We start from the raw sequence: 26,292 nt of genomic DNA, 5'->3' as shown, positions 1-26,292 counted from the left end.
GCGTGACGTCTCTTCGGTACGGGTGGACCACCGGCGCGTGTGCCACCGCGGCGACCAAGGCCGCCTACACGGCGCTGCTGACCGGCGAGTTCCCGGACCCGGTGGAGATCACCCTGCCCCGGGGGCGGCGCCCGGCGTTCGCGCTGGCGGTGGAGGAGCTGGCGGACGGCGCCGCGACCGCGGGCATCGTCAAGGACGCCGGGGACGACCCGGACGTCACGCACGGCGCGCTGGTCCGTTCGACCGTGCGGCTCGGCGCGCCCGGGACCGGGGTGCGGTTCCTCGCCGGGCCGGGCGTCGGCACGGTCACCCGGCCGGGCCTGCCGCTGGAGGTCGGCGAACCGGCGATCAACCCGGTGCCCCGGCGGATGATGCGGGAGGTGCTCGGGGACGCCGACGCGATCGTGGAGATCTCGGTGGACGGCGGCGCGGAGCTGGCCCGCCGGACCTGGAACCCGCGGCTGGGGATCCTGGGCGGCCTGTCGATCCTGGGCACCACCGGCGTGGTCGTCCCGTACTCCTGCTCGGCCTGGATCGACAGCATCCGCCGCGGGGTGGACGTGGCCCGCGCCGCCGGGCGGACGCACGTCGCGGGCGCCACCGGGAGCACGTCGGAACGGGTCGTCGCCGAGCTGCACGGGCTCCCGGAGGACGCCCTGCTGGACATGGGCGACTTCGCCGGGGCGGTGCTGAAGTACCTGCGCCGCCACCCCGTCCCGCGGCTCACCATCGCCGGGGGCGTCGGCAAGCTCGCCAAGCTCGCGGCCGGCCATCTCGACCTGCACTCGGGACGGTCCCAGGTGGACTTCGCCCTGCTCGCCGGCCTGGTCGGCGAGCCGGAGACGGCGGCGCGGGTACGAGCGTCCAACACCGCGCTGGAGGCCCTTCGCGTCTGCACGGAGGCCGGGCTGCCGCTGGGCGATCTCATCGCCGCCCGCGCCCGCGACGTCGCGCTGGAGGTGCTGCGCGGCGCGCCGGTCGAGGTGGACGTCGTGGTCATCGACCGCGCGGGGACGATCGTCGGCCGGGCCGGCGGTGCGTCTCCGGGGTGAGAACCGCCTTCCGGGGCACTTGTCACCTGTCACCCGGACAGTCGCACGAAGAGTTGCGGAGAAAATTGCCGCCGAAGTCGAAGAACCGCCCCGTTCCTGCGTCAATGAGTGAGCATGGGGAGGGCCGGAGGGCGGCTCGTGAATTGGCAAAATGGAAGTTTCACGCGCCTCATCGGCGATACGAAGTCGAGTGAGCAATCCGGCCGCCGAAGTTTACTTTTCCCACGATGTTTCCGTCCTCCGGCGAGGGTACGGTGGTGCAGCCACCAGAGCGGGCTCCGGCCCGGCGAATCGTCCGGTGTCCGGTGCGCCGCTCATCACGCGCCGGGACGGTTGATCACGATGTGCCTTTCCGATTTCACAGAGCGGTGATCCTGTGTCCTTCGGTACGAGGGGGGCCGTCATGGCCAGGCGATCATGACCGCGGCGATGGAGGTCCTCGGTGACCGGATGGTGCTGTCCGGCGACCCGCGGGACGGGCGGGACGCCCGCCGGGCCGTCCGGGAACGCGCCGCCAAGGTCGTCGGCGACGCCGAGGTCCTGGACGACATCGAGCTGATGACCTCGGAGGCCGTGGCCAACGCCGTCCTGCACGGCTCGGGGCCGGTGCGGGTCACGGTCGCGACCGACGGGCGGCGGGTGCGGGTGGAGGTCCGCGACGGCGGCCCGGCCGGCGACGAACGGGCGGACCCGGACCGGTGCCGGCTCGACCACGGCCGCGGCCTGGCGGTGATCGACGCCCTGGCCGCCGAGTGGGCGCTGGAGCGCTCCCCCGGCGACACCCGGCTGTGGTTCGTGGTGGCCGCGCCACCGCTCTGACCCGCGTGCTACGCGGGGTCGTCCTGGGCGGCGGGGGCGAGCCGGCCGCGGACGACCTTGCCGGTGGCGTTGCGCGGCAGCTCCTCGACGAAGTGCACGTCGCGGGGCACGGCGTAACGGGCCATCCGGTCGCGGACGTGGGCGCGGACGGCGTCGGCGTCCAGTTCCCCGCCGGGCCGTACCACGACGAAGGCGACCGGCCGCTGCCCGAAGTCGGGATCGGGAGCACCGGTCACGGCGACCTCGCGCACCTGGGGCAGCAGCGCGATCGCCTCCTCCACCGCGCCGGCGTGGACGTTCTCGCCGCCTGAGACGATCATGTCGTCGTCCCGTCCGCGCACGAACAGCCGGCCCCGCGCGTCCAGATGGCCGAGATCGCCCAGGCTCAACATCCCGTCCCGCGTCTCCTTGGTCTCGCCGCCGGTGTAGCCCGCGAACGGCAGCTCGTTGGCGGCGAAGATGCGGCCGGTCGTCCCGGCCGGGACCGGTTCGCCGCGTTCGTCCAGGATCGCGACCCGGGTCCCCGGCGGCGGGGTGCCCGCGGTGTCCGGGGTGGCCCGCAGGTCGGCGGGGGTGGCGATGGTGACCCAGGACGCCTCGGTGGACCCGTACAGGTTGTAGAGGATGTCGCCGAAGGCGTCCATGAACGCGGTGGCCAGCCCGCCGGGCAGCGCCGACCCGCTGACCGCGGTGATCCGCAGCGACGAGAGGTCGTACCGGCGCCGCGTCTCCGCGGGCAGCTCCAGCACCCGCTGCAGCATCACCGGGACCGCGACCAGCGCGGTGCTCGCGGTGGACTCCACCGCGCGCAGGGTGGACTCGGGGTCGAAGCGGCGCCGCAGCACGATCGTCGCCCGGAGCGAGATCGCCGTCTGGAGCATCGCGTAGCCCCACGTGTGGAAGAGCGGCGCCTCGATCAGCATCCGCTCGTGCACGCGGTAGGGGATCCGGGACAGGATCGACGCCAGCGGCGCCATCCCCGGCCGGGAGTGCCGCGCGGCGCCCTTGGGCGGGCCGGTCGTCCCGGAGCTGAGCACGATGGTCCGCCCGGGGCGCGGCGGGGGCTCGATCCCGCCGCCGGGGGCCGAGGCGATGAGCTCTTCCAGACCGTTGCCGGGGCCGTGGGCGGTCACCACCCGTACCCCGTCGGGGACGGCGTCCAGGAACCCGGCGAACTCGGGGTCGGCGATCAGCACCTCGACCCCCTGCCCGTCCAGGACGGCCAGCAGCTGCGCGGTGCTCATCCCGGTGTTGAGCAGGACCAGGTCGGCGCCGCGCTTGCTGCACGCGACGAGCGTCTCCACCATGCCGCGGTGGTTGCGGCAGAGCACCGCGACGCGGGACGGGTCGCCGAGCGTGCCGAGGGCGGCGGCCAGCCGGTCGGTCCGGGCGTCCAGCTCCGCGTAGGTGAGCTCGCCGTCGTCGTCGATGACCGCGACCCGGCCGGGGTCGCGGCCGGCCGCCGACACCACCGTGCCGCCCAGCAGCGTGCCCCAGCGCCGCAGCGCGGCCAGCTGGCGGGCGACCCGGTGCGGCGGGCCGGGCCGCCAGAGCCCGCTGCGCCCCATCATCGCCGCCACCCGCCCGGCCGTCACGGCACGCCGCCCGATCTCCGAAGGTGCCCTCATGTGCTGCACCGTAGGGGGACGGCGGCGGGCGGGCTCCTGAGCGAACCCAGGTATCGAGGGGGCGAGTTGTCACATCGGTGACAACCCCGGCGCGCTCAGCGCTCGGCGGCGGTGACCCCCGCGGCCGGCACGCCGTCCGGCGCCGGCTCGTCGGGCAGGTCGAGCGCGTCGCGCAGCACGACCGGCTTGAGCGCCATCGCCGCGATCACGCCGACCACCGCGATCCCGGCGGAGATCAGGAAGATGTGGCCGGTGGCGTCGCCGTAGGCCGCGCGGACGACCTCCTGGACCGGTGCGGGCAGCGAGGCGATGTCGAGGTTGCTCCCGGCGCCGTCCCCGCCACCGCGGATCCCGAGTCGTTCCAGCCCCCGCGCGATGTTGTCCGCGACATGGTCGGCCAGGACCGCGCCGAGGACCGAGACGCCGATCGTCCCGCCGAGCGAGCGGAAGAACGTGACGGCGCCGCTGGCCGCGCCGATCTCGCGCAGGGGCACCGAGTTCTGCACGACCAGGACCAGGTTCTGCATGGAGGCGCCGACCCCGATGCCGACCAGGAACATCCCGGCCCCGACGAGGACCAGCGGGGTGTCGTGGTCGATGAAGCCCAGCCCGGCGAAGCCGAGGGTCAGCACGATCGTGCCCATCACGATGTACGGCTTGACCTTGGCGGTCTTGGTGGTGAGCCGGCCGATGATCGTGGACGAGGCCAGGACCCCGGCCATCATCGGCATGGTGAGCAGGCCCGCCTCGGTCGGGCTGTAGCCGCGCCCGATCTGGAAGTACTGGCCCAGGAAGACCGCGCCGCCGAACATCGCCATGCCGACCGCCAGGCTGGCCACGATCGCCAGCGCGGTGTTGCGGCGGGCGATGATCTTGAGCGGGACGACCGGCTCGGCCACCCGGGCCTCCACCCAGACGGCCAGCGCCAGCACGAGCACCCCGGAACCGGCCATGGCGAGGGTCTGCCAGGACGCCCACGGGAACGAGCCGCCCACGAAGGTGACCCAGAGCAGCAGCAGGCTGACGCCCCCGGCGATGAGCAGCGCGCCCAGGTAGTCGATCTTCACCTCGGCCCGCCGGATCACCGGGAGGTGCAGCGTCTTCTGCAGCAGCGCGAACGCCACCACCGCGAACGGGACGCCGATGAAGAAGCACCACCGCCAGCCGAGCCAGGAGGTGTCGACGATCAGCCCGCCCAGCAGCGGGCCGCCGACGGTGGCCACCGCCATCACCGCGCCGAGGTAGCCGAAGTACCGGCCGCGCTCGCGCGGGCTGATCATGGTGGCCATGACGATCTGGGCGAGGATCTGCAGGGCGCCCATGCCCAGGCCCTGGAACGCCCGCGCCGCGATCAGCTGCCCGGTGTTCTGCGCGAACCCGGAGACCAGCGACGCCAACGTGAAGATCACGATGCCGATCTGCAGCAGCAGCTTCTTGTCGTAGAGGTCGGCCAGCTTCCCCCACAGCGGGGTGGTGGCGGTGGAGACCAGCAGGGTCGCGGTGACGACCCAGGTGTACTGCGACTGGCTGCCCTTGAGCGCGCCGATGATCTCCGGTAGCGCGGTGGACACGATCGTGGCGCTCAGCATGGCCACGAAGAGCACCAGCAGCAGCCCGCTGAGAGCCTCCAGGGTCTGCCGTTGCGACATCGGCGCGGGCGAGGTCTGCACGCTCAAGCGACTGCCTTCCTGAGGGACGACGCGACACAGAGAGAAGGTGACAGCGTCCCACCTTATTCCCGGTGGGCAAAATTTCCCACTGGGAAAGATTCAACTCCCCGGATAGGCTGGCCCATCATGAGCACCCCGGCCGGACTGCGCGAACGCAAGAAGGAGGCCACGCGCGAAGCGCTGCACGACGCCGCGATGCGCCTCGCCATCGAGCACGGCCTCGACCAGGTCACCGTGGAGGCCATCGCGGACGCGGCCGGGGTGTCCCGCCGGACCTTCTCCAACTACTTCGCCGGCAAGGAGGACGCGCTCCTGTACGGCGACGAGCAGCGGATGGTCGAGCTGCTGGAGGGGTTCGCCGCCCGCCCGGCCGGCGAGTCCTCCTGGGCCGCCCTGCGCGCCGCGTACCACGACCGCTACGAGAAGAACGGCGAGCCCGACCCGCGGTGGGCCGCCCAGGCCCGGCTCGCCCGCAACCACCCGTCGGTGCTCGGCCGCCAGCTCGCGCACTACGCCACGTTCGAACGCCGCCTCGCCGAGCTCATCCGCGAGCGCGACGGGCTCCCGGAGAGCAGCCGGCGCCCCCGCGTGATGGCGACCGCGTTCCTCAACGCCCTCCGGGTCGCCGCGCTCGCCTGGACCGAGGAGCAGCCTCCCCGGCCGCTGCGGGCCATCGTCGACGAGCATCTCGACGAGATGGCCCGCCCGTTCAGCTGAGGCCCTCCGCCTTCAGCCGTTCCCTGAGGAAGTCCAGGTCCGTGCGCTTCCGCAGGTCGATCGCATCCAGCACGGTGTACGGATGGAGGGGTCCCGTGCCGCGCGCGTCGACCCGCGCACCGGCGTCCAGCAGGGCCCGGACGGCCGAAGCCCGAGCACCGTCGTCGACGGCCGCCAGGAGCGGCGTACGGCCATGGCCGTCGCGGGCCTCGATGTCCACGCCCGCCTCCAGGAGCCGGGGAAGCAGCTCCTCATGATCCAGGCGGTGAAGGAAGTGCAGCAGCGAGCGCTGCTCCCCGTCACGCGTATGGGGGTCGTACCCGAGATCGAGCAGCCGCAGAACGCCCTGCGTGTCGCCTCGGCCGACCCTGGCGAACAGTTCCCGGCGCTGTTCGCGGAGGGCACGCGGCAGGGTGCCGGGGCCGGCCCATTCCTCCCGTACGGCGAAGCACCCCCTGACCGCGCCGCCCAGCGCGCGCAGTGCCCTCTCCCGCCGCCATTCGTGCTCGTCATGCCAGGTGTGCAACCGGCCGTTCCGGAACGCCACCTCGTGCCACTCCCCCCGGCACCGGACGCGCGCCACCGGCGGCCCCTCCGGGTCGGGCGGTCCCACCGGGCCGTCCGCGGCGGGGCGGGCGGGGAACAGGGCCTTCCGTACCAGGGGGTGCAGCTCTTCGGGGGTGAGGCGTCCCGCCCGTACCAGGTCGAGGTCCGGGGAACGCTGCCAGAACAGGGCGGGCAGGTCGGGGGTCTTACCGGGACGGGTCCCGACGTCGGCGGCGGACCGCACGTACGTGACGCGCGGGCCGCCGCCGTCCTCCGGAAGCTCCACGGCCAGGATCACCACGCCCATGTCCATCCGCACCGGCGAGGACAGGGTCGGCCGGAGGTGATGCCGGATCAGGAACCGGCGCCCCGCACCGGCACGGGCCAGCCGCCGCAGCTCCGGCTCGATCCGGTGCAGCGCCAGCGGGGTCAGGGCGAGCGCCGAACGCTCCTGGTCCCGGAACCGTTCATGCAGGCGCAGGTCGAGGCCCACCGCCGCGAAGGCCGCCTCGACCTCGCCGCGCTCGTGCAGCAGCGTCGCCCGTTCGGCGAGCCCGATCGGATCGTCCCCGGCACCGCGGCCGGCACCGCGCACCGGCGTGCCGTCCGCCCGGAAGAACGGCGCCCGGCCGAGCCCGCCGTGCCGGTCGAGCAACTCCCCGGCGCGCCGCACGTCCCACACGTGCCGCGGCGCGACGAATGCGTGCCGCGCCTCCGGACGTCCGAAGCCCAGGCGGGCGCCGGCGGACGAAAGCAGGTGGAGATGCGCGTCACCGTAAGCGGCCAGCACGTACAGATGGGCGTCCTGCTCCACATGCCAGCGCAGCAGGTCCGGCGCCAGGTGCCGGAGGTCGTCCTCCAGCGCCTCCGCGACGGCCGCCCCGTACCGGGCCGCCACCACGGCCAGGTCGAAGGCGACCCCCACCCCCGCCGCGTCGCAGGCCCCGCGCCAGTCCCCGGCCAGCCTCCGCTCGGTGGCGCGCTCGATCCTCCACCGGGGAACCCCGTACCGGCGCGCCCGCTCCCGCCACGCCGCGTACTTCCGGTTGAACGGCCCGCACGCGGCGGTCCCCGGCCTCGGCTGGGAAACAGCCACCTCGCCCATCGATCGTCCCCTCCCGGTTTCTCCCCGCCGGGCAGCCTAATGATCGACCTGATCGACCCGCGCCGCACGCCCTGAGCCCGTGCTGGGCGACCTCGCCGACCGCTGATCGTTCAGCCGGGCGAGCCGCCGTCACGGCCTCCGGGGTAACGGCGGCGCCAGATCCAGAAGACGCCGCAGGACACCAGGGCCCAGGCCGCGAGCACGGCGAACGGGAAGACGTGCTGGTGATGGGGGAAGTAGATGGCGGTGTGCTGGGCGTTCACCGAAGCGCCCGGCGGAAGCCAGCGGCCGATCGTGGCGAGCGGGGACGGCAGCAGCGCCCAGGAGACCGCGCCGCCCGAGGACGGGTTGCCGACGATGACCATGAGGCCCCACGTGGGAAGCATCGCCCAGCGCCCGATCAGGGTGTTGAACATCGTGAAGACCATGCCCGAGGTGAACATCGTGAGGGCCAGGATCAGCCAGGACTCGACGAAGGGCAGGTCCAGGGCCCCCAGCAGCCAGTCCACCACCGCGGCGATGGCGAACCCGCCGAGCAGGGAGTACGCCGCCGTGAAGAGGATCCGTTCGAGCGCCCTCAGCGCCCGCGCATGGACGCTGAGCTGGATCGCGCCCACGAAGCCGATGATCACGGCGGCGAGCGAGACGTAGAACACCGCCAGGCCCCGCGGGTCGCCGGGCTGGAGCGGTTTGACGTCGCGGACCACGACGGCGACGCCCGTCTCCGCGCCCACCTTCGGCGCCGTCTGCTCCAGCAGCTGGGCCACGGAGGCGCCCGAGGCACCGGAGACGTTCAGGGTGGCCGCCCCGGGACCGCGGAACTGGAGGACCGCGAAGACCCGCTGTTCGTCCAGGGCCCGTGCCGCCTGGGCCGGGCCGGGGTACGGCTGGACGCGCACCGAGGCGTTCAGCGCCTTTTCCATGGCGCCGAGGAAGGCGCCGTTCCGTACGGCCTGGCCGCTTTCCACTACGGCGACGGGAATCGCATGCGGTGTGGGATTGGCCATGGAGTAGGTGTAGGAGCCCGCGAAAAGCCCCGCGGCCGACGCGAGGATCGCCGTCAGGACGATCGCGGGCAGGAAGGGCGACCGCCTGAAAGCGGCCCACCGTTCCGCCAGGACGCGCCTTGCCTCATGAGCCATGGTGTGCGCTCCCGGCCATTTCACCACCCTGGAGTCCCTGGCCGGAGCCGTACCGTGACCCTCGCCCGGATATGCCGGACGCGATCAGGATCGACCGTGAAATGGCCGTGGGATTACGTGGCGGGCACCGATCAGCCGCCCGGCCGGTCGGTGCGGAGGAAGCCGGGCCCGGTCCACGCCGGGACGTCCGGCGTTGAGCGGACTTCCGGCGCGTTGAGCGGACGGCCGGCCGGTCAAGCGGGGGGCCGCCCGCCGCCGAAGAGCATCCGCAGGACGGGGCGGGCGGCGGCGTCCGGCGAGTCGCCCAGGTCGGAGAGCGCGCCGCTCAGCCACAGTTCGGCGAATCCGTGCGCGATCGACCAGGCGGCGAGCCCGGCCGTGCGCTCGTCCGCGCCCTCGGGGGACCGCGCGCGGGCGCCGCGCCTCAGGACCGTGCGGGCCCGGGCGGACGCCGCGCTCACCTCGGGGTCGTCGGCCCGGTAGAGCTCCGGCCGGAACATCACCGTGAAGTGGGCGCGATGGCCGGTCGCGAAGCGCACGTACGCCACGCCCACCTCGAGCAGGTCGTCGCCCGCCCCTTCCAGCGCGTCGGCGAACAGCGCGAACCCCTCCGAGGCGATGGCCGTCAGGACGCCGGCCTTGTCGCCGAAATGGTGGGCCGGCGCGGCGTGCGAGACCCCGGCGCGGCGGGCCAGCTCGCGCAGGCTCCAGCCGCTCGGGCCGGACTCGTCGATCGCCTCCAGGGCGGCGTCGATGACGGCCCGCCGCAGGTTTCCGTGGTGGTAGGTCTGCTGGTCGATCGCTCTCCTCCTCCGCGCCTCCGGCCCCGTCCAGGGCACCGCCATCGTATCTAGTCATTGACAAGACCGCATGTGCGGGCGCAATCTAGTCAATGACTAGATATGACGGAAGGGTGATCCGATGGAAGACCTCAGTACGGTTCTGGGCGCGGAGACCGTGGCCCTGGTGGCCGTGACGCTCGGATTCCGGCTCGCCGGGGCGCAGGGAGCGCGCCGGTTCAGGGACTGGGCGCTCTGCGCGGCGTACGGGATGGCCGCCATGCTCGTCCTCACCGCGAGCGCGCACTTCGTGCCCGAGAGCGTGACCACGATGCCGAACCACGCCGACCTCACCCGCATGGTGCCGTCGTTCGTCCCGTTCCCCGGCGCCATGGTGTACCTGACCGGCGTGCTGGAGTTGCTGGGCGCGGCGGGGCTGGTCCTGGCCGGGACGCGCAGGGCCGCCGGGTACTGCCTGGCCGCCCTGTTCGTGGTGATGCTCCCGGCCAACATCCACGCGGCCGTCGCCGACGTCCCGCTGGCGGGCGACCCGCCGACCCCGCTGTGGGTCAGGATCCCGCAGCAGGTGGTCTACATCGCCATCGCGCTCTGGGCCGCCCGGAGCGCCACCGCCTCACCCCGGCCGCAGGAGGCGCTGTCGCGTTGACTCAGACGCCGCGCATCGCCGCGGCCAGCGCGCGCACTCCTTCGGCGATGGCGCCCTCGTTCAGGTCGGAGTAGCCGAGGATCAGGCCCTGGCGTCCGTGGCCGTTCAGGCGGTACGGCGCGACGCCCGTCACGCGGACGCCCCGTCCGGCGGCGGCCGCCACCACGTCCTCCTCCCGAAGCCCCTCCGGGAGCCAGATGACGAGGTGGAGCCCGGCCGCCGCGCCGACCGGCTCGCAGCCGGGCAGGTGCTCGGCCAGCCCGGCGAGGAGGGCGTCGCGGCGGCGGCGGTAGACCGGCCGCATCCGGCGCAGATGCCGGTCGAACTCGCCGCGCATGAGGAAGTCGGCGAACGCGAGCTGGTCGATGGCCGGTGAACCACGGTCGGCCAGCAGCTTGGCCTCGGCGACGGACTCGGCCAGGCGCGGGGGGAGCAGCAGCCAGCCCAGGCGGAGCCCGGGAGCGAGGGTCTTGCTGAGCGAGCCCGCGTGGACGACCACGTCGGGGGCCAGACCCTGCATGGCGCCGATGGGGGCGCGGTCGTAGCGATACTCGGCGTCGTAGTCGTCCTCCAGGACGATCGCTCCCCGCGCGCGGGCCCACCGGATCACCGCTGCACGGCCCTCGGCCGGCAGGACGCCGCCGAGCGGCCACTGGTGCGAGGGGGTGATGACGAGGAGGTCGGCGTCACAGCGTTCGAGCGCGGCGGTGTCGAGCCCCTCATCGGTGACGGGGATCCCCACGACGTCCAGGCCGTGCAGGCGGGCGAGCGAGCGCACGTCGTCTTCGGACGACGGGTCCTCCACCGCGATCCGCCGCGCGCCGCGCCGGGCCGCCACACCGATGATCAGCGCGGCGGCCTGCCCGAACCCGCTCGTGATGAGGACGCGCGCGGCGTCCGCCGACGTGCCGCGCGCCCGGTTGAGATAGTCGGCCAGCGCGGCGCGGAGTTCGGGGACGCCGTACCCGTCGAGGTAGTTGAGCCGGTCGTGCGGCATGCCGGTGAGCACGCGCCGGAGCGAACGGAGCCAGGCCGCGCGGGGGAAGCCGGCCGCGTCCGCGCGGCCGTACCCGAAGTCCAGCCGGACGCCGGGCGCGGACCGCGGGGCGGGTGCCGGCGAGGGCCGCTCGGTCACCGCCGCCACCCGCGTGTAGGAACCCGGGGTGCTGACCAGGTAGCCCTCGGCCGCGAGCTGGTTGTACGCCTCGACCACGACGCCCCGGGAGACGCCGAGTTCGGTGGCGAGCCGCCGCGAGGAGGGCAGCGAGGTACCGGTCCGCAGGCGCCCGGCGCGGATGCCGTCCCGAAGGGCCGTCTCGATCTGGCGGTGCATGGGCGTGGCGCCGGTCCGTTCGAGTCCCAGCAGCAAGTCGTGCACCAGTCCGGTGTTTACCCCGCTCACCGCCGAAGGGTAACCCCGCGGCCGTGCACTCAGGCGACGGCGAAGGAGCCGACCGCGGCCGCGCACAGGACCAGCCCGGCACCGTGGGTGAGGCTGGTCCGTTCCCGCAGGATGAGGCCGGCCAGGACGACCGTGAAGGCGGGATAGAGCGAGGTGATCACCGCCGAGATGGCCGTCGTTCCGTTCCGGGCGGAGAGGAAGTACAGGAGCGTCGCGGAGAACCCCAGGACGCCGGGCCAGATCGCCGTCCACGGCGGCCGCCGCCAGGTGCCGGGCCGCGTACCGGACCGGTGGCCGCGCACCGTGCCGGACAGCACGATGGTCACCAGGACGACGGCACCGGTCAGCTGGCTCGCGGCCACCGGCCACAGCCCCGCCCCGTCCCCCGCCTGGCCGAGGCAGACGAACAACCCGGCGAAGCCGACCCCGGCGAGCAGGCCCTCACCGACGCCCTCGGTAGCGCGCCCGGAGCCCCGCGCGCCCGGCTGCCGGGAGACCAGCCAGATGCCCGGAATGGCCAGGGCGACGCCCAGGACGGCGAGTGTCGTGAAACGCTGCCCCGTCAGGAGAGCGACCGGGATCGGGAGGCCCGCCGCGCCGACGGCGGACAGCGGCCCGGCGACGTTCATCCGGCCTGCGGCCAGGCCCCGGTAGAGGGCCAGCGTGCCGAGCGCCCCGCCCAGGCCGGCGGCCATGCCCCACAGGACCTCGCTCGCGTCGGGCGCCGAGCGGAAGAACAGGGCCGCGGTCAGGCCGCCGGTCGCGGCGGCGATCTGGCCGACGAGGCCGACGAGGCCGTAGTGGACCTTGCGTGACAGCAGGCCGCCGAGGAAGTCCGAGGCGCCATAGAGCACGGCGGCGGCCAGCGCGAGAGAGATCGCCGTTTCCATCGGGTTCAGCCCTTCACCCGGCAGGTGAGCCGGACGGCGCTCGGGCCGGCGTCCGCGGTGGTGCGCCCCATGGGTGCATTTCCTTTCGCCTTCGTGGTGCTGACCCGGTCATCGTCGCGGCGGATCGGGCCGGTCTACAGGGCCGATCGGAGCTTCGGAAACAGGTCCGATTCGGGACGGGACCGGGCCTCGCCCGGCCCCCTGCCGGTCCGCACTGGCCCGCAGCACTGGCCCGCACTAGGTCTGCGCTGGGCCGCGCAAATTAGTACATGCATGAATCAACTTGGCCGCGCCACTAGGGTGGTGGCCATGGCCGATGACGACGAGGCGCTCACCCGCGTCCAGGGGCCGGCCCGTGACGGCGGACCGGCCGACCTGGACTTCTGGTCCTTCGTCGAGCTGGCCGACCGCCGGCTGTCGGAGGAGTTCGGGTTCCGGCACCGGCTGGCCACCCAGGTGCTGCTCACGCTGAACCGCGCCTCGATGATCGTCACCTACGACCTGGAGGCCGCGGTGCACCGGCCCCGCGGGCTGTCCTGGGCGGGGTTCCGGCTGCTGTTCGTGACCTGGCTGGCCGGGCCGCTGGAGTCGCACCGGGCCGCCACGCTGGCCGGGATGAGCCGGGCGGCGGTGTCCAACCTGGCCAAGACGCTGGTCGCCGACGGGCTGCTGGCACGGTCGCCGGGCGAACGGGACGGGCGGGCGGTGCTGCTGTCGCTCACCGAACGCGGGCACGCCACGATGCTGGAGGTCTTCCGCGCGCAGAACGAGCGCGAGCACCAGTGGACGAGCGTGCTCACCGAGACCGAGCAGCGCATCCTGATCATGCTGCTGGACAAGCTCATCGCCAACCGCGACCAGTTCGACGTCCGCGAGCGCAGCTGATCCGCCCCCGGAAGGGGTAGACCGCCGAGGGGTTGACGGGCACCGCCCGCGCCAAAGATAGTACATACATTGACTAGTTTCGCGGCAGCGAGGAGGCCAGCCATGGCGTACTACCGCCGGGTCGGCGACGTGCCACCCAAGCGTCACACCCAGCACCGGGACGGTGACCGGCTCTACTACGAGGAGCTGATGGGCGAGGAGGGCTTCTCCTCCGACTCCTCGCTGCTCTACCACCGCGGCCTCCCCTCGGCGATCGTCGACTCCCGCGCCTGGGAGCCGCCGGACGCCGCGACCCGGCCCAACCACCCGCTCAAGCCCCGCCACCTGCGGCTGCACGAGCTGTTCCCCAAGGAGACCTGGGGGACCACCGACGTGGTGACCGGCCGCCGCCTCATCCTGGGGAACGCCGACGTACGCCTCTCCTACGCCGTCTCGACCGCCGACTCCCCGCTCTACCGCAACGCCACCGGCGACGAGATCGTCTACGTGGAGTCCGGGGAGGCCACCGTCGAGACCGTCTTCGGCGCCCTGGAGGCCCGGTCGGGCGACTACGTGGTCATCCCCACCTCGACCACGCACCGCTGGCTGCCCGAGGGCGAGGGGCCGCTGCGCGCGTACGTCATCGAGGCCACCGGGCACGTCGCCCCGCCCAAGCGCTACCTGTCGCGCTTCGGGCAGTTCCTGGAGCACGCCCCGTACTGCGAGCGCGACCTGCACGGCCCCGGCGAGGTGCTGCAGGCCACCGGGACCGACGTCGAGGTGCTGGTCAAGCACCGCACGTCCCGGGGGATCGACGGCACCCGCCTGGTGTACGCCGAGCATCCCTTCGACGTGGTGGGCTGGGACGGCTGCCTCTACCCGTTCACCTTCAGCGTCCACGACTTCGAGCCGATCACCGGCCGGGTCCACCAGCCGCCGCCCGTGCACCAGGTCTTCGAGGGCCACAACTTCGTGGTCTGCAACTTCGTCCCGCGCAAGGTGGACTACCACCCGCTGTCGATCCCGGTGCCCTACTACCACTCGAACGTGGACTCCGACGAGATCATGTTCTACTGCGGCGGCGACTACGAGGCCCGCAAGGGCTCGGGCATCGGCCCCGGCTCGGTCTCGGTCCACCCCGGCGGCCACCCGCACGGGCCGCAGCCGGGCGCGTACGAGCGCAGCATCGGCGCCGAGTTCTTCGACGAGCTGGCCGTCATGGTCGACACCTTCCGCCCGCTGGAGCTGGGCGAGGGCGGCCTGGCCTGCGAGGACCCCGGCTACGCCTGGACCTGGGCGGGACGCCGGGCGGACGGGGCGAAGTGAGCGCCCTCCCCGTCCTTCCCGCCCTCGCCGCCGGACTCTGCGACGACGCGGCCGTCTTCCCACCCGGCTCCCTGCCGCTTCCCGATGCCGTCCCCGCGCACCGGCGGCACAGGACGGCCCCGTACGCGGGCATGGTCGGCCCGTTCATCGTGGCCGCGCCCGCCCTCGCGGACCTGGGCGCCCTCGTGGGCCCAGGCGACCGCTTCGACCTCGTGGTCACCGTCCCGGCGGGCCCGGAGCACGTCCCCGCCGTCCTGGAGGAGGCGGCGGCACTGCCCGTCCCGCTCGCGGGCGTCGAGGTCGCGGTGCCCGCGGGAACGTCCCCGGCGGAGCTGTTCGCCGCGCTCGACCGCGCGGGGGCGGCGGTCCCCGTCTTCGTCGAGGTGCCCCGGGACGAGCGCCGCCCGGAGATCATCGCCGCGCTGCCGGGCACCCCGTACCGGGCCAAGTTCCGCACCGGCGGCACGACCGCCGCCCTCCACCCGGACGAGGCCGAAATGGCCGCCGCGATCGGGGCCGTGGTGGCGGCCGGCGTCCCGTTCAAGGCCACCGCCGGGCTGCACCACGCGATCCGCCGCACCGATCCGGACACCGGCTTCGAGCAGCACGGTTTCCTCAACCTGATGCTCGCCGTGGACGCCGCGCTCGGCGGCGCCCCCGAGGGGGAGCTGGCCGCGATCCTGGCCAGGCGCGACGGCGCCGCCGTGGCCGCGGCCGTCGCCGCCCTGGACGGAGGACGGATCGCCGCCGTGCGCGAACGGTTCCTGTCCTTCGGCACGTGCAGCATCACCGACCCGCTGAACGACCTGATCGGCCTGGGCCTGGTGCCCGGGTCGATCCTCCGAGGAGGAGAGAGCGCATGACCACGATCGCCGTTCCGGAGGACTCGCCGTTCGGGCTCGCCAACCTGCCCTACGGCGTCTTCTCCACCCCCGGCACGGCGCCCCGCGCCGGCGTCCGCGTGGGCGACTCGGTGGTGGACCTCGCGCTCGCGCTCGGCGACGACGTCTTCGCGCGGCCCACGCTCAACGCGTTCATGGCGCAGGGGTACGAGCGGTGGGTCGAGGTGCGGCGGCGGATCACCGAGCTGGTGGCCGGGGACGTGCCGGACGAGGCGGTCCATGCGGTCGGCGCGGTGACCCTGCACCTGCCCTTCGAGGTCGCCGACTACGTGGACTTCTACGCCTCCGAGCACCACGCGTCCAACCTCGGGCGGCTCTTCCGCCCGAACGCCGAGCCGCTCATGCCGAACTGGAAGCACCTGCCGGTCGGCTACCACGGCCGCGCCGGGACGGTCGTGCTCTCGGGGACGGACATCGTCCGCCCGCGCGGGCAGCGCAAGGCCCCGGACGAGGCCGCACCGAGCTTCGGTCCCTGCCGCAGGCTGGACATCGAGGCCGAGCTGGGCTTCGTCGTCGGCGCGGGCTCGCCGCTGGGCACGCCGGTGCCCTGCGACGACTTCGCCCGGCACGTCTTCGGGGCCGTCCTGGTGAACGACTGGTCGGCCCGCGACATCCAGGCGTGGGAGTACGTGCCGCTCGGCCCCTTCCTCGGCAAGAGCTTCGCCACCTCCGTCTCGGCCTGGGTCGTCCCCCTCCTCGCGCTGGAGGCGGCGCGGGTGCCCACGCCCGCGCAGGACCCCGAGCCCCTGCCGTACCTGCGCGAGAACGCCCCGTGGGGCCTGGACGTCGAGTTCGCCGTCGCCTGGAACGGGCAGGTCGTCTCGCGCCCGCCGTACCGGGAGATGTACTGGTCACCGGCCCAGATGCTGGCGCACATGACCGTCAACGGCGCCTCGGCCCGCACCGGGGACCTGTTCGCCTCGGGCACCGTCTCCGGCCCCGAGCGCGACCAGCGCGGCGCGTTCATCGAGCTCACCTGGGGCGGGCGGGAGCCCGTCGCAGTGAACGGAGAAAAGCGCACATTTCTGGAGGATGGCGACGAGGTCGTCATTTCCGCGACCGCCCCGGGGGCGGACGGAACGCGCATCGGCTTCGGCGAGGTACGGGGCCGCGTCCTCCCGGCCGGAAGCTGAAGACCGGCTGAACGCCGCCTGAGGACCCGCTGAATCCGGCGGGCCCGAACCGGTCTTCGTTCCCCGTCCACTCCCTCCCTCACCTCACGTGATCATCTGAGTCCAAATCGCAACCTGTGTCAGAGGCGACACGCCCCTTCCAACCGGGTATTTTTCTCAACATCATCAAATAACGGCCTTCTTTTGGACATGAGGAGCCGGCTCGGGGTGGCACAGGTAAAGATGAACCTCAAGAGCAATCGACGTTGGGCGGTCGCGCTTCTGGCGGCCTCTTCGCTGGCGCTGACCGCCTGCAGTTCAAGCCGTGAGGGGACCACGGCCGCGGGCGACACGCAGGTGGCCCCGGCCACCGTGACGATCACCCCCGCCCAGGGGACCGAGAAGGCCAGGCCCGACCGCGGTGTCGTGGTCAAGGCGGCCGGCGGCACCCTGGAGACGGTGAGCGTCCAGGCCGGCGGGAAACCGGTGGAAGGCGCCTTCAACGCCCAGAAGACCGAATGGCGGTCGCGGTGGACGCTGCGCCCGTCCACCTCCTACACGGTGAACGCCACCGCCAAGAACTCCATCGGCACGACCTCGCAGGCCGGCAGCACGTTCAAGACCCTCAAGCCCGAGGCGACCATCGGCGCCTCGCTGGACTGGATCCTGCAGGGCAACCAGGGCAAGACCTACGGCGTCGGAATGCCGATCATCCTGGACTTCGACCGCGCCGTGCACAACAAGGCCGCGGTCGAGAAGGCCCTGGAGGTCAAGGCCGAGAAGCCGGTCGAGGGCGCCTGGCGCTGGGTCGGCGACCAGAAGGTGATCTACCGGACCAAGACGTACTGGCCGGCCCACCAGAAGGTCACCGTGAACGTCCGGCTGGCCGGCGTGCGCGCCGCCAAGAACGTCTACGGGACCAAGAACCTCTCCCGTACCTTCCAGATCGGCGCGGCCCGGATCTCGAAGATCAACATGAAGAAGCACAAGATGGTCGTGACCGTCGACGGGAAGAAGGCCCGGACCGTCCCGGTCAGCGGCGGCAACGCCAGCACCATGGAGTACACGACCACCAGCGGCGTGCACCTGACCATGGAGAAGGACAACCCGGTCCGCATGATCTCCCCGGGACGCAAGAAGGGCGACCCCGGCTACTACGACGAGATGATCGGCTGGGCGGTCCGCATCTCCAACAGCGGCGAGTACCTGCACCAGACCTCCGGCCAGGAGTACTGCCTGGGCAAGGCCAACTGCAGCCATGGCTGCGTCCGGCAGGGCTCCGCCGACGCGATCTGGTTCTACAAGAACGCGCAGCCGGGCGACGTGGTCGACATCAAGGGCACCAACCGCAAGCTGCAGTGGGACAACGGCTGGTCGTTCTGGCAGCTGCCTTTCGAGACGTGGAAGAAGGGCAGCGCGCTCGCCTGACCCCCACCTACTCTCCGCGAACGGGCCGCGGCCGGTCCTCGAACCGGCCGCGGCCCGTTCCCGTCGGCGCCCGTGGCCTAGTCCGAGGCCGTGTCCGCGTCCGGGTCCGCGTCCGGGTCCGCGTCCGCGCCGGCCTCGGGGTCCGGGGCGGGGGGCGGTCCCGGGTCGGCCCGTCGGCGCCACGTCCCGGCGGCGCTGACGGTGAGCTCGTCGGGAACGTGCGGCAGGACGTGGCGGAAGTAGTCGCGCGCCGCGGTCATGGTGCCGATGTCCTGCCCCGCCCGCTCGGACAGGAACCAGCGGTGTTCGAGGACCTCGTGGAAGAGCTCGACCTCGTCCAGGCGGTCGCGCAGCCCCTCCGGAACGGCCCGGACGACCGGTTCGTAGACCTCGGCGAGCCACTTGTTGGCGGCGACGACCTCCGCGACGGGACGGCCCGTCTTGCGCTCCAGATGCCCCCGGTAGGAGGCGATGTCGTTGAGCAGGCGGCGGGCCTGCTTCTCCTGCGCGCCCAGGCCGGTACGGGTGAACAGGATCCGCCGGTGATGGCCGGGCTCGGCGACCCGGGTCCGGACCCGCAGCCGCGCGCCGTCCGCGCCCGCGTCCTCCAGCTCGACCTCGTCCACGTCGAAGCCCAGGTCGTTGATCCGGCGCAGCCGCTCGGCGATCCGGTACCGCTGGTCGTCGGGGTGCAGGACCTCCTCGCGGGTCAGCTCGTCCCAGAGCCCCTCGTACCGATGGACGACGTCGTCGGCGATGTCGATCGGGTCCAGCCCGGACGGCAGCGTGCCGGCGGCCTGGAGATCGAACAGCTCACCGGCGATCCGCTCCCGGGCCAGCCGGACGTCGTAGCCGCGCTGCCCCTCGGTGAGCGAGGGGTGCAGCTCGGCGGTCTCGGCGTCCACCAGGTACGCGGCGAACGCCCCGGCGTCCATGCGGAACAGGACGTTCGACAGCGAGCAGTCGCCCCACATGAAACCCCCCAGGTGGAGCCGGACGAGCAGCTCCACCAGGGCGTCCAGGAGGCGGTCGGTGGGGTGCCCGCCGCGCGGGTTGGCGAACAGCGCGCGGTAGGAGCCGGAGAACTCCAGGAACCGCGTCACCAGGATCGCGTCCAGCTCCGGGCCGCGGTCGACGACCACGCCGACCACCTCCACCGCGGGCAGCGCCAGCTCCCGCAGCCTGCGCAGCAGCCGGTACTCGCGGCGGGCCAGCCGCCCGTCCAGCTCCTTGAGGGCGTAGACGTGCCCCTCGTCGGCGACGAACCGCACCACGTGCCGTGAGAGCCCGCGCTGGCGGATCTCCACGATGCGGTCGTCGTCCCATTCCTCCAGCGGAGCGGCCCACGGCAGGCTCAGCAGCCCCGCGGCCGTCTCCGCCGGAGGCGTGAAGACGAAGTGCACGGCGCCTACCCGGCCGAGGCCGCACCGTCCGTGGCGGCCCCGGCGGGGGCCTCAGGCCCGCCGTCCCCCGCACGCTGGGCCTTGCGCTGCGCCACCCTGGCCTGGTCGGCGCGGCGGCCGAGCGCGGCGACCCGCTCCTCGTCCCGGGTGAGGTTCTCGCCGGTCGCCGGGTCGAAGATGTGCGCCTTGCCGGTGTCGATCCACAGCTCGGCCGCGTCCCCGGGGTTGATCAGGCTGGCCGCGTCCAGCGCCACCACCGCCTGGGTGCGCATCTGGTCGCTGTCCAGCTCCCGCGACAGCTCCCGCAACTGGGCGGCGAGGTCCTCGGGCGCCTCGTACGGCACGTAGGCGTACTGCTCGTTGCCCAGCCACTCGGTGACGTCGATGTCGACCCGGACGACCGCGCCGCGCCCCCGCTTCTCCTCCGACACCAGCTCGGCGTCCTCGAAGTCCTCGGGGCGGATGCCGACCAGCACGACGTCGCGGTCGCCGACCGCCGCGGCCTTGCGCTCGTCCATCTCGAACCGGCCCAGCGGCGTCTCCAGGTGCCGGCCGTTCACCGTCGCCGGGAGGAAGTTCATCGACGGGGAGCCGATGAACCCGGCGACGAAGAGGTTGGAGGGCTGCTCGTACAGCTCGCGGGGGCTGCCGACCTGCTGCAGCACGCCCTTGCGCAGCACCGCGACCCGGTCGCCGAGCGTCATCGCCTCGGTCTGGTCGTGCGTGACGTACACCGTGGTGACCCCGAGCCGCCGCTGCAGCCGGGAGATCTCGGTGCGCATCTGCCCGCGCAGCTTGGCGTCCAGGTTGGACAGCGGCTCGTCGAACAGGAACGCGTCGGCCTGCCGGACGATGGCGCGTCCCATCGCGACCCGCTGCCGCTGCCCGCCCGAGAGGTTGGCGGGCTTGCGTTCCAGGTGCTCGGTCAGCTCCAGGACCTCGGCGGTCTCGGTCACCCGCTTGCGCACCTCGTCGTCGGGCGTCTTGGCCAGCCGCAACGGGAACGCGATGTTCTCGAACACGGTGAGGTGCGGGTAGAGGGCGTAGTTCTGGAAGACCATCGACAGGTTGCGCTCGCGCGGCGCGATCTTGTTGACCACCCGGTCGCCGATCCGCATCTCGCCGGAGGTGATGTCCTCCAGGCCGACGATCATGCGGAGCAGGGTGGACTTTCCGCAGCCGGACGGGCCGACCAGGATCATGAACTCGCCGTCCTGCACGTCCAGGGTGACGTCGTTCACGGCCGGGAACCCGTCGCCGTACTTCTTGACGATGTTCTGCATGGTGATGGCGGCCATGATGGGCTCTCTTCCTATCCCTTGACGGCGCCGGAGGTCAGCCCGGCCACGATGCGACGCTGGAACAACAGGACGATGACCACCACGGGAATGGTGACCACCACGGCGGCGGCGCAGATCGCGGTCGTGGGCTGCTCGAACTGCGACTCGCCGGTGAAGAAGGCCAGCGCGGCGGGCACCGGCCTGGCCTGGCCGCTGGAGGTGAGCGAGATACCGAAGACGAAGTCGTTCCAGCAGAAGAAGAACGTCAGGATCGCCGCGGTGAACACCCCGGGCGCCGCCAGCGGCACGATCACCTTGCGGAACGCCTGCCAGGTGGTGGCGCCGTCCACCTGCGCGGCCTGCTCCATCTCCCAGGGGATCTCGCGGAAGAACGCCGACAGCGTCCAGATCGCCAGCGGCAGCGCGAACGAGATGTAGGGGATGATCAGCCCCGGCCAGGTGTCGTACAGCCCGATGTCCCGCCACAGGTTGAACAGCGGGCCAACCAGCGACACCACCGGGAACATCGCGATGGCCAGCGCGAACGACAGGATGATCTTCTTGCCCGGGAACTCCAGCCGGGCGATCGCGTACGCCACCAGCGTCGCGAACGTCACCCCGATGAACGTGGCGATCAGCGAGATCCCGATCGAGTTGATCAGCGCCGAGGTGAACAGGTCGGTGGAGAACACCGTCCGGTAGTTCTCCCAGGTCCAGGTCTTGGGGAAGAACCCCGCCCGGTTGCCGATCTCGCCGGGCTGCTTGAACGACAGCATGACGATCCACAACACCGGGAAGATCGACCAGACCAGGATCAGCACCGCGCCGACGATCCAGAGCACCTTGGAACGGCCCGACTCCATCAGCGATCACCTCGCACCTGCGACAGGTCCACCCGGAACCCCTTGATGAAGACCACCGCGATCAGCAGTACGGACAGGAACAGCAGCACCCCGACGGCGTCGCCCAACCCGATCGCGGTCCGGGTGATGGTCTGCCGGTAGGTGAGGAACGACAGCGTCTCGGTCTGGTTCTGGCCCGAGGTCATGACGAAGACGTTGTCGAAGATCCGCCAGGCGTCCAGGGTGCGGAACAGCACCGCGACCATGATGGCCGCCTTCATGTTGGGGATCGTGACCCGCCACAGCCGCTGCCAGGCGGTGGCGCCGTCCACGGTGGCCGCCTCGTCCAGGTCGTTCGAGACCTGGGCCAGCCCGGCCAGCAGGAGCAGCGACACGAACGGGGTGGTCTTCCAGATCTCGGACAGGATGATCACGAACAGCGAGGACCAGCGCCCGCCGAACCAGTCGTAGTCACCGAGCCCGAGCCACGCGTTGACGAAGCCCGACTGCAGGTCGAACGCGTACAGCCAGGCGAAGCCCGAGATCACCGTGACGATGCCGTACGGCAGCAGGATCGCCGTCCGCAGCGTCCGGCGGGCGAACAGCGCCCGGTGCATCACCATCGCCAGCGCGAAGCCGATCACCAGCTCCACCCCGACCGTGATCGCCGTGACCACGAACGTGGTGAACACGTCCTGCCAGAACAGGCCGTCGGTCAGCGCGGTGACGTAGTTGCCGAACCAGACGAACCGGCGGTCGTCCGGAGCGGTGATCCGGTAGCTGAACAGCGACAGGTACAACGCGTTGAACAGCGGGTACGCGGTCACCACCAGCATGACGATCACCGCGGGCGCGGACAGCAGCAGGCCGAGCCTGCGCTCGGCGCGGCCACGGTCGGACATCTCGGCCGCCCTGGCCCGGCGCCCCGCGCGGCCGGCGGGGCCCCCGGCGGGCGGTGCGGTCTCCACCGCGGTCATGCGGCACCTCCTCCGATCACAGCAGGGCCTGGTCGCGCAGGACCTGGCGGATGAACGTGGCGGACCGGCGCGGCGTCGACGCCGGATCCACCGCCGCGGGCGGATGCCAGCGGCTCTGCGTCGCCCCGGACACGTCGGTGTAGTACGGCGTGATGGGCCGGGGCGCGGCGGCGCCGATCGAGTCGCGGATCAGCCCGGCCATCGGGAACTCCTTGCGGACCTCCGGGTCGTCGTAGACCGCCGCGCGGGCCGCCGGGTTCCCCGAGTCGAGCATGTACTTCTTCATGTTCTCGGTGGAGGTGATGCATTTGACCGCCTCGACCGCGAACGTGTCCTTGTACTTGCCGTACGCGCCGATGCCCAGCTCGATCCCGCCGAACGGCGGCCTGCTCGGCTGGTCCGGCGTCACCCTCGGGTACGGGGCCCAGCCCAGGTCGCCGGGGATGCTCTTGTCGATGACGCCGTCCTTGGCGTCGCCGTTCTCGGCCCGCCAGATGTAGCCCCAGTTGACCATGAACCCGCCGCGGGCGCCGTTCAGCAGCGACCGGGCCTTCTCCTCGTCGTCGTTGGACAGGGAGGGGCTGGCGGCCTTGGAGCGGGCCAGCTTCCGGACGACGGCCGCGGCCTGCTTCCCGGCCGGCGAGTCGATCTCGATCCTGGCGTCGTCGCCGCGTTCGGCGTCGCTGATGATCCGGCCGCCGGCCGAGGCGACGAGGGCGTTGATCCACACCATGTAGCCCTCGTACTTGTTGCCCTGGACGCCGACCGTGACGCCGGAGCGGGCCGCGGCGTCGATCATCTTGTCCCAGGTGAAGTCGGGCGCGGTGGGATCGACACCGGCCTTCTGGGCGGCCGACTTGCGGTACCAGAGGATCTGGGTGTTGGCCCAGAACGGGGCCGCGTAGAGCTTGCCCTCCCAGGTGGAGTTCTGCACCGCGGGCCGGAACACGCCCTCCGTGAAGTGGCCCGCCTCGCTCTCCTTGAACGGGCGGAGGAACCCGGCGTTGGCCGCCTCGGCGACGAAGACGGGGTCCAGGCTCATGATGTCGAGCCCGGAGTCCTTGGCCGCCAGCCTCCGGATGAGCTGCTCGCGCTGCTGGGTGGCGTCGTTCGGCAGCACCGAGGTGGTGATCCGGTACCGGCCGCCCGCGGCCTTCGTACAGGATTCCGCCAGCCGCGCCTGCCCGCCGCTGTCAGGGTTGATGTACCAGCTGAGGGTCGGCGTGCCGCCGTCGCCCCCGCAGGCGCTCAATCCCGCCGCCAGCAGCACCGCCGCGACGGCGCCCCGCGCGGTCCGCGCGGTCCGTGTTCCCGCGCCGGCGCGGCGGCCACCGCCGTACCGGGTGCGGGTCCTCGTTCGTTCCACCATCGGCCTCCCCAAGTTCCCGAGATGTGCGGGCACTTCGCCGGGCCGCATACATGCCGGGACCGCAAACCACATAAACATCCGGTCTTTGGACCTGTCGAGACGTGGATTACATCCCGGCGCAATCGTGAGAAAGATGCAACTCAAAAGAAACGACAGAACCGCATGGATTCACTTAAACCCCATGAGGAGGTAAATAAAACGTAAAGTTACCCGGCCAACCCTTCCAGGAAGGGCCTGAAGTGAACAAGGCAGACATTTGTGGCAAATAGGAAGTAGTGGAGAGCCGCGGGCGCCGTCCGTGGCCCTGGCCGTAGCGCCGGACGCGGCCCCGGCGGTCGCACCGCGCCTTACCCACGCCCGCGGCCCTGCGGCGGCGACCACCGCCTCGCCACCGCACCCCCGAGGCGTGGTGCCGCCGCACCCTCCGCGACCTGGGCGGCAACCGCCGCCACCGTTCCCCGGCCCGAGCCCCGAGCCGGTCCCCGCCGGGCTCGTTGATGGCGGTGGTGGCCTCGGCCGCCCGCAGAGTCCCGACGCGCCGAACGTTCTACGTGCCGGACGCAACACACGGGATGTTCTACGCGCGGACGTTATTCGTGCCGGACGTTCTACGCGCCCTGCCCCTTCGACATCACCGGCTTCCGATCCTTGGCGAAGTAGCACATCGGCCGGCCGATGATGGCGAGCCGGCCATTCCACCGCCCCCGCGCCCGAGGAAATCGATCAAGCCGTGGACCGCGCCTCCCACTGCTTTCGTCCAGGTCAGGAACGTGATCGGCGACAACGCCTTCTTGTACGCGGCCGGACGCGCGAAAGCCGGGGCTGTCCTCTACCCCGTTCCGAGCCGCCTATCCCGGCACGGCGCACCTTTGACTTGCGGCGAGGTGCCGCCCTGGAGCGCGCCAGGGCGGCACCTCGCCGCAAGTGAACGGAAGGGGGCGGGGAACCTTCGCCCGCCGCCGCCGTCCAATATGGGTGGCGGACCGCGCCCCGGGGCACTGCCGGAGCACGCGGCCGCACATGTTCGTCAGGAGAACAGCTGTGAGCACGGGGCCGCTGGAGAGCGACCGGCCGAAGACCGGCCGGCCGGAGACCGACTTCCCACTCGCCGACCACCTCGGCCCCGCCGTCCCGGGCGGCGAGGTCAGCCTGACCAAACGGGCGCCCGCCGCGTCCGCATCCGGGCCGACCGCGCCCGAACCGGTGAAACCCGGGCAGCCCGCGCACAGGCCGACCACGCACGGGCCGTCCGCGCACGGGCCGACCACGCACAGGCCGTCCGGGGCCGCCGGTCACTCTCGAACCGCCGCCGGGCGCACGTCTTCTGAGCGCCGTTCGCGGCCTGCGCCGGGCGGGCCCGCCTGGATCGTCATCCCGGCCCGCGTGATCGCCGTCGTGATCGTGCTGCCGCTGCGGCTCGTCTACGATCTGCTGGCCGCGGTGGGCCGCGCTCTGAAGCGGACACCGCCGTGGCTGGGACGCCTGCTGCTGGCGGTGTACATGGCCCTGCTGCATCCCGTCGTCAGGGTGATCGGGCAGGGCGCCGCGCTCCTCTGGTCGGGCGTGGCCTGGCTCTTCACCCGTGGCGTGTACGACCCGCTGCACTGGCTGATGACGGTCGTCGTCCTCGGGTTCCTCCGCCTCCTCGGACGCAGCTCCGGCCGCCTCGCCCGCTGGTTCCACGCGGTCTTCCTGGCCCCGGTGGGCCGGTTGCTGGCCGCCGTCGGATCGGCGCTGGCCGCGGGGCTGCGCCGGCTCGGCACCGGGTTCGGGCGGCTGGGCTCGGCCATCGGCATGGCGCTGATGTTCCTGGCGAACGTGCTTCTGGTGATCCCCGCGGTCGCCCTGTGGCAGTACGTCCTGCGTCCTCCCCTCCTGGGCCTGGCGTGGCTGGCCAAGGGCGCCGGTGCGGGCCTGCTCTGGGCGCTGCGCAAGCTGGGGACGGGCGTCGCCGCCGTCTGGGCGGTCTTCGCCGGGGCGCTGGTCTGGTGCTGGCGGATGCTCGGCCGGCTCCTGTACTGGGTCGCGCGGATCCTGGTGGTGATCCCCGCCCTGGCCCTGTACGGCTACCTGCTGCGCCCCATCGGCCAGGGTGTGGCCGGGACGTGGCGCCTGGCCGGGCGCGGACTGCGCTGGCTGTGGCGGCACCTGGTGGTCGCGCCCGCCCGCGCGATCAAGAACGGTGTCCTCGTCCCGGTCGGCGGCGGCATCCGCGCGGTCTGGGACGTCTCGGTCCGCCGCCCCGCCCGCTGGGTGCGCCAGAGCGTCCTGACCCCCATCCGGGAGACCGGCCGCGACGTCCGGCTCCAGCTCCGCCGCACATTCCGGGGCGGCTGACCCACGGCAGGCCTTGGAAGGCACTCCGGTAGGCC

Annotated in this window: 22 protein-coding genes; 10 read left to right on the top strand and 12 right to left on the bottom strand. The window is 72.4% G+C overall.

Annotated elements, in window-relative coordinates; all coding sequences use genetic code 11:
• Window positions 1-2 precede the first annotated feature (2 nt).
• Window positions 3-1,052: a cobalt-precorrin-5B (C(1))-methyltransferase gene (locus IW256_RS34280; RefSeq protein WP_197014882.1), complete on the top strand. Its 1,050-nt coding sequence runs from the start codon at window positions 3-5 to the stop codon at window positions 1,050-1,052.
• Window positions 1,053-1,469: 417 nt separating this feature from the next.
• Entirely contained in the window at window positions 1,470-1,871 is a 402-nt protein-coding gene (locus IW256_RS34275; protein WP_231404048.1) for an ATP-binding protein, read from the top strand.
• Window positions 1,872-1,879: 8 nt separating this feature from the next.
• Here IW256_RS34275 and IW256_RS34270 read toward each other — a convergent pair whose 3' ends face one another.
• The gene (locus IW256_RS34270) at window positions 1,880-3,499 is read right to left on the bottom strand and encodes an AMP-binding protein (protein ID WP_197014881.1); all 1,620 of its coding nucleotides are present in this window, start codon (window positions 3,497-3,499) and stop codon (window positions 1,880-1,882) included.
• A gap of 95 nt (window positions 3,500-3,594) precedes the next feature.
• Window positions 3,595-5,169 (bottom strand): MFS transporter, encoded by a 1,575-nt coding sequence (locus tag IW256_RS34265; protein WP_475652142.1) that lies wholly within the window; start codon window positions 5,167-5,169, stop codon window positions 3,595-3,597.
• 126 nt (window positions 5,170-5,295) lie between these two features.
• Between IW256_RS34265 and IW256_RS34260 the strand changes: the two genes are divergently transcribed.
• Window positions 5,296-5,886 carry a TetR/AcrR family transcriptional regulator gene (locus IW256_RS34260; protein ID WP_197014880.1) on the top strand — a complete coding sequence of 197 codons (591 nt, stop codon included), beginning with the start codon at window positions 5,296-5,298 and terminating at the stop codon, window positions 5,884-5,886.
• Here the strand turns inward: IW256_RS34260 and IW256_RS34255 are convergent.
• From IW256_RS34255 to IW256_RS34245, 3 genes are all read right to left on the bottom strand, one after another.
• Complete coding sequence (locus tag IW256_RS34255; RefSeq protein ID WP_197014879.1) at window positions 5,879-7,537, bottom strand: ankyrin repeat domain-containing protein; 1,659 nt, start codon at window positions 7,535-7,537, stop codon at window positions 5,879-5,881. The two genes, IW256_RS34260 and IW256_RS34255, sit on opposite strands and share 8 nt — an antisense overlap.
• Before the next feature lie 110 nt (window positions 7,538-7,647).
• Entirely contained in the window at window positions 7,648-8,679 is a 1,032-nt protein-coding gene (locus IW256_RS34250; protein ID WP_197014878.1) for an ABC-2 transporter permease, read from the bottom strand.
• A gap of 233 nt (window positions 8,680-8,912) precedes the next feature.
• Window positions 8,913-9,524, bottom strand: a complete 612-nt coding sequence (locus tag IW256_RS34245) for a TetR/AcrR family transcriptional regulator (RefSeq protein WP_197014877.1) — start codon at window positions 9,522-9,524, stop codon at window positions 8,913-8,915.
• 76 nt (window positions 9,525-9,600) lie between these two features.
• Between IW256_RS34245 and IW256_RS34240 the strand changes: the two genes are divergently transcribed.
• A complete protein-coding gene (locus IW256_RS34240; protein ID WP_197014876.1) occupies window positions 9,601-10,125 on the top strand; it encodes a DoxX family protein in 525 nt (174 codons plus the stop codon).
• Window position 10,126: 1 nt separating this feature from the next.
• Here IW256_RS34240 and pdxR read toward each other — a convergent pair whose 3' ends face one another.
• Together pdxR and IW256_RS34230 are read right to left on the bottom strand one after the other, a co-directional pair.
• Window positions 10,127-11,527 (bottom strand): MocR-like pyridoxine biosynthesis transcription factor PdxR, encoded by a 1,401-nt coding sequence (gene pdxR, locus IW256_RS34235; protein WP_197014875.1) that lies wholly within the window; start codon window positions 11,525-11,527, stop codon window positions 10,127-10,129.
• 29 nt (window positions 11,528-11,556) lie between these two features.
• A complete protein-coding gene (locus tag IW256_RS34230; RefSeq protein WP_197014874.1) occupies window positions 11,557-12,417 on the bottom strand; it encodes a DMT family transporter in 861 nt (286 codons plus the stop codon).
• A 309-nt stretch (window positions 12,418-12,726) separates the two neighbouring features.
• Here IW256_RS34230 and IW256_RS34225 point away from each other — a divergent pair, with 309 nt between their 5' ends.
• From IW256_RS34225 to IW256_RS34205, 5 genes are all read left to right on the top strand, one after another.
• Window positions 12,727-13,302, top strand: coding sequence for a MarR family winged helix-turn-helix transcriptional regulator (locus IW256_RS34225; RefSeq protein ID WP_197014873.1), 576 nt, complete (start codon window positions 12,727-12,729; stop codon window positions 13,300-13,302).
• A 102-nt stretch (window positions 13,303-13,404) separates the two neighbouring features.
• The gene (locus tag IW256_RS34220) at window positions 13,405-14,607 is read left to right on the top strand and encodes a homogentisate 1,2-dioxygenase (RefSeq protein ID WP_197014872.1); all 1,203 of its coding nucleotides are present in this window, start codon (window positions 13,405-13,407) and stop codon (window positions 14,605-14,607) included.
• Entirely contained in the window at window positions 14,604-15,470 is an 867-nt protein-coding gene (locus IW256_RS34215; protein ID WP_197014871.1) for a hypothetical protein, read from the top strand. The genes IW256_RS34220 and IW256_RS34215 overlap by 4 nt, the downstream gene beginning before the upstream one ends.
• Window positions 15,467-16,642: a fumarylacetoacetase gene (gene fahA, locus IW256_RS34210; protein WP_197014870.1), complete on the top strand. Its 1,176-nt coding sequence runs from the start codon at window positions 15,467-15,469 to the stop codon at window positions 16,640-16,642. The genes IW256_RS34215 and fahA overlap by 4 nt, the downstream gene beginning before the upstream one ends.
• 207 nt (window positions 16,643-16,849) lie before the next feature.
• Window positions 16,850-18,049, top strand: a complete 1,200-nt coding sequence (locus IW256_RS34205) for a L,D-transpeptidase (protein ID WP_307829284.1) — start codon at window positions 16,850-16,852, stop codon at window positions 18,047-18,049.
• Window positions 18,050-18,126: 77 nt separating this feature from the next.
• Here the strand turns inward: IW256_RS34205 and IW256_RS34200 are convergent, their stop codons facing one another.
• The 5 genes from IW256_RS34200 to IW256_RS34180 are packed head-to-tail and all read right to left on the bottom strand — an operon-like array spanning window position 18,127 to window position 23,920.
• Window positions 18,127-19,452, bottom strand: coding sequence for a DUF4032 domain-containing protein (locus IW256_RS34200; protein WP_307829283.1), 1,326 nt, complete (start codon window positions 19,450-19,452; stop codon window positions 18,127-18,129).
• A gap of 5 nt (window positions 19,453-19,457) precedes the next feature.
• Window positions 19,458-20,750: an ABC transporter ATP-binding protein gene (locus IW256_RS34195; protein ID WP_197014869.1), complete on the bottom strand. Its 1,293-nt coding sequence runs from the start codon at window positions 20,748-20,750 to the stop codon at window positions 19,458-19,460.
• A 14-nt stretch (window positions 20,751-20,764) separates the two neighbouring features.
• The gene (locus tag IW256_RS34190) at window positions 20,765-21,595 is read right to left on the bottom strand and encodes a carbohydrate ABC transporter permease (RefSeq protein WP_197014868.1); all 831 of its coding nucleotides are present in this window, start codon (window positions 21,593-21,595) and stop codon (window positions 20,765-20,767) included.
• Window positions 21,595-22,551: a carbohydrate ABC transporter permease gene (locus tag IW256_RS34185; RefSeq protein ID WP_197014867.1), complete on the bottom strand. Its 957-nt coding sequence runs from the start codon at window positions 22,549-22,551 to the stop codon at window positions 21,595-21,597. Before IW256_RS34185 ends, IW256_RS34190 begins: the two co-directional genes overlap by 1 nt.
• Before the next feature lie 16 nt (window positions 22,552-22,567).
• Window positions 22,568-23,920 (bottom strand): extracellular solute-binding protein, encoded by a 1,353-nt coding sequence (locus tag IW256_RS34180; protein WP_197014866.1) that lies wholly within the window; start codon window positions 23,918-23,920, stop codon window positions 22,568-22,570.
• Between the two features lie 1,041 nt (window positions 23,921-24,961).
• Here IW256_RS34180 and IW256_RS34175 point away from each other — a divergent pair.
• A complete protein-coding gene (locus tag IW256_RS34175) occupies window positions 24,962-26,257 on the top strand; it encodes a hypothetical protein (protein ID WP_197014865.1) in 1,296 nt (431 codons plus the stop codon).
• The last annotated feature ends 35 nt before the right edge of the window (window positions 26,258-26,292 follow it).

Source organism: Actinomadura viridis, assembly GCF_015751755.1.
GTDB classification, from domain to species: domain Bacteria; phylum Actinomycetota; class Actinomycetes; order Streptosporangiales; family Streptosporangiaceae; genus Spirillospora; species Spirillospora viridis.
Note: the sequence above shows the minus strand (reverse complement) of the source record. Positions and strands in the feature narration are given on the sequence as shown.

Excerpts from the sequence above, each read along its gene's own strand:
- IW256_RS34255 (WP_197014879.1), bottom strand. The coding sequence starts at position 7,537 with ATGGGCGAGGTGGCTGTTTCCCAGCCGAGGCCGGGGACCGCCGCGTGC.
- IW256_RS34185 (WP_197014867.1), bottom strand. The coding sequence starts at position 22,551 with ATGACCGCGGTGGAGACCGCACCGCCCGCCGGGGGCCCCGCCGGCCGC.
- IW256_RS34245 (WP_197014877.1), bottom strand. The coding sequence starts at position 9,524 with ATGGCGGTGCCCTGGACGGGGCCGGAGGCGCGGAGGAGGAGAGCGATC.
- IW256_RS34195 (WP_197014869.1), bottom strand. The coding sequence starts at position 20,750 with ATGGCCGCCATCACCATGCAGAACATCGTCAAGAAGTACGGCGACGGG.
- IW256_RS34250 (WP_197014878.1), bottom strand. The coding sequence starts at position 8,679 with ATGGCTCATGAGGCAAGGCGCGTCCTGGCGGAACGGTGGGCCGCTTTC.
- IW256_RS34180 (WP_197014866.1), bottom strand. The coding sequence starts at position 23,920 with ATGGTGGAACGAACGAGGACCCGCACCCGGTACGGCGGTGGCCGCCGC.
- IW256_RS34220 (WP_197014872.1), top strand. The coding sequence starts at position 13,405 with ATGGCGTACTACCGCCGGGTCGGCGACGTGCCACCCAAGCGTCACACC.
- fahA (WP_197014870.1), top strand. The coding sequence starts at position 15,467 with ATGACCACGATCGCCGTTCCGGAGGACTCGCCGTTCGGGCTCGCCAAC.
- IW256_RS34270 (WP_197014881.1), bottom strand. The coding sequence starts at position 3,499 with ATGAGGGCACCTTCGGAGATCGGGCGGCGTGCCGTGACGGCCGGGCGG.
- IW256_RS34225 (WP_197014873.1), top strand. The coding sequence starts at position 12,727 with ATGGCCGATGACGACGAGGCGCTCACCCGCGTCCAGGGGCCGGCCCGT.
- IW256_RS34275 (WP_231404048.1), top strand. The coding sequence starts at position 1,470 with ATGACCGCGGCGATGGAGGTCCTCGGTGACCGGATGGTGCTGTCCGGC.
- IW256_RS34230 (WP_197014874.1), bottom strand. The coding sequence starts at position 12,417 with ATGGAAACGGCGATCTCTCTCGCGCTGGCCGCCGCCGTGCTCTATGGC.
- IW256_RS34260 (WP_197014880.1), top strand. The coding sequence starts at position 5,296 with ATGAGCACCCCGGCCGGACTGCGCGAACGCAAGAAGGAGGCCACGCGC.
- IW256_RS34190 (WP_197014868.1), bottom strand. The coding sequence starts at position 21,595 with ATGGAGTCGGGCCGTTCCAAGGTGCTCTGGATCGTCGGCGCGGTGCTG.
- IW256_RS34240 (WP_197014876.1), top strand. The coding sequence starts at position 9,601 with ATGGAAGACCTCAGTACGGTTCTGGGCGCGGAGACCGTGGCCCTGGTG.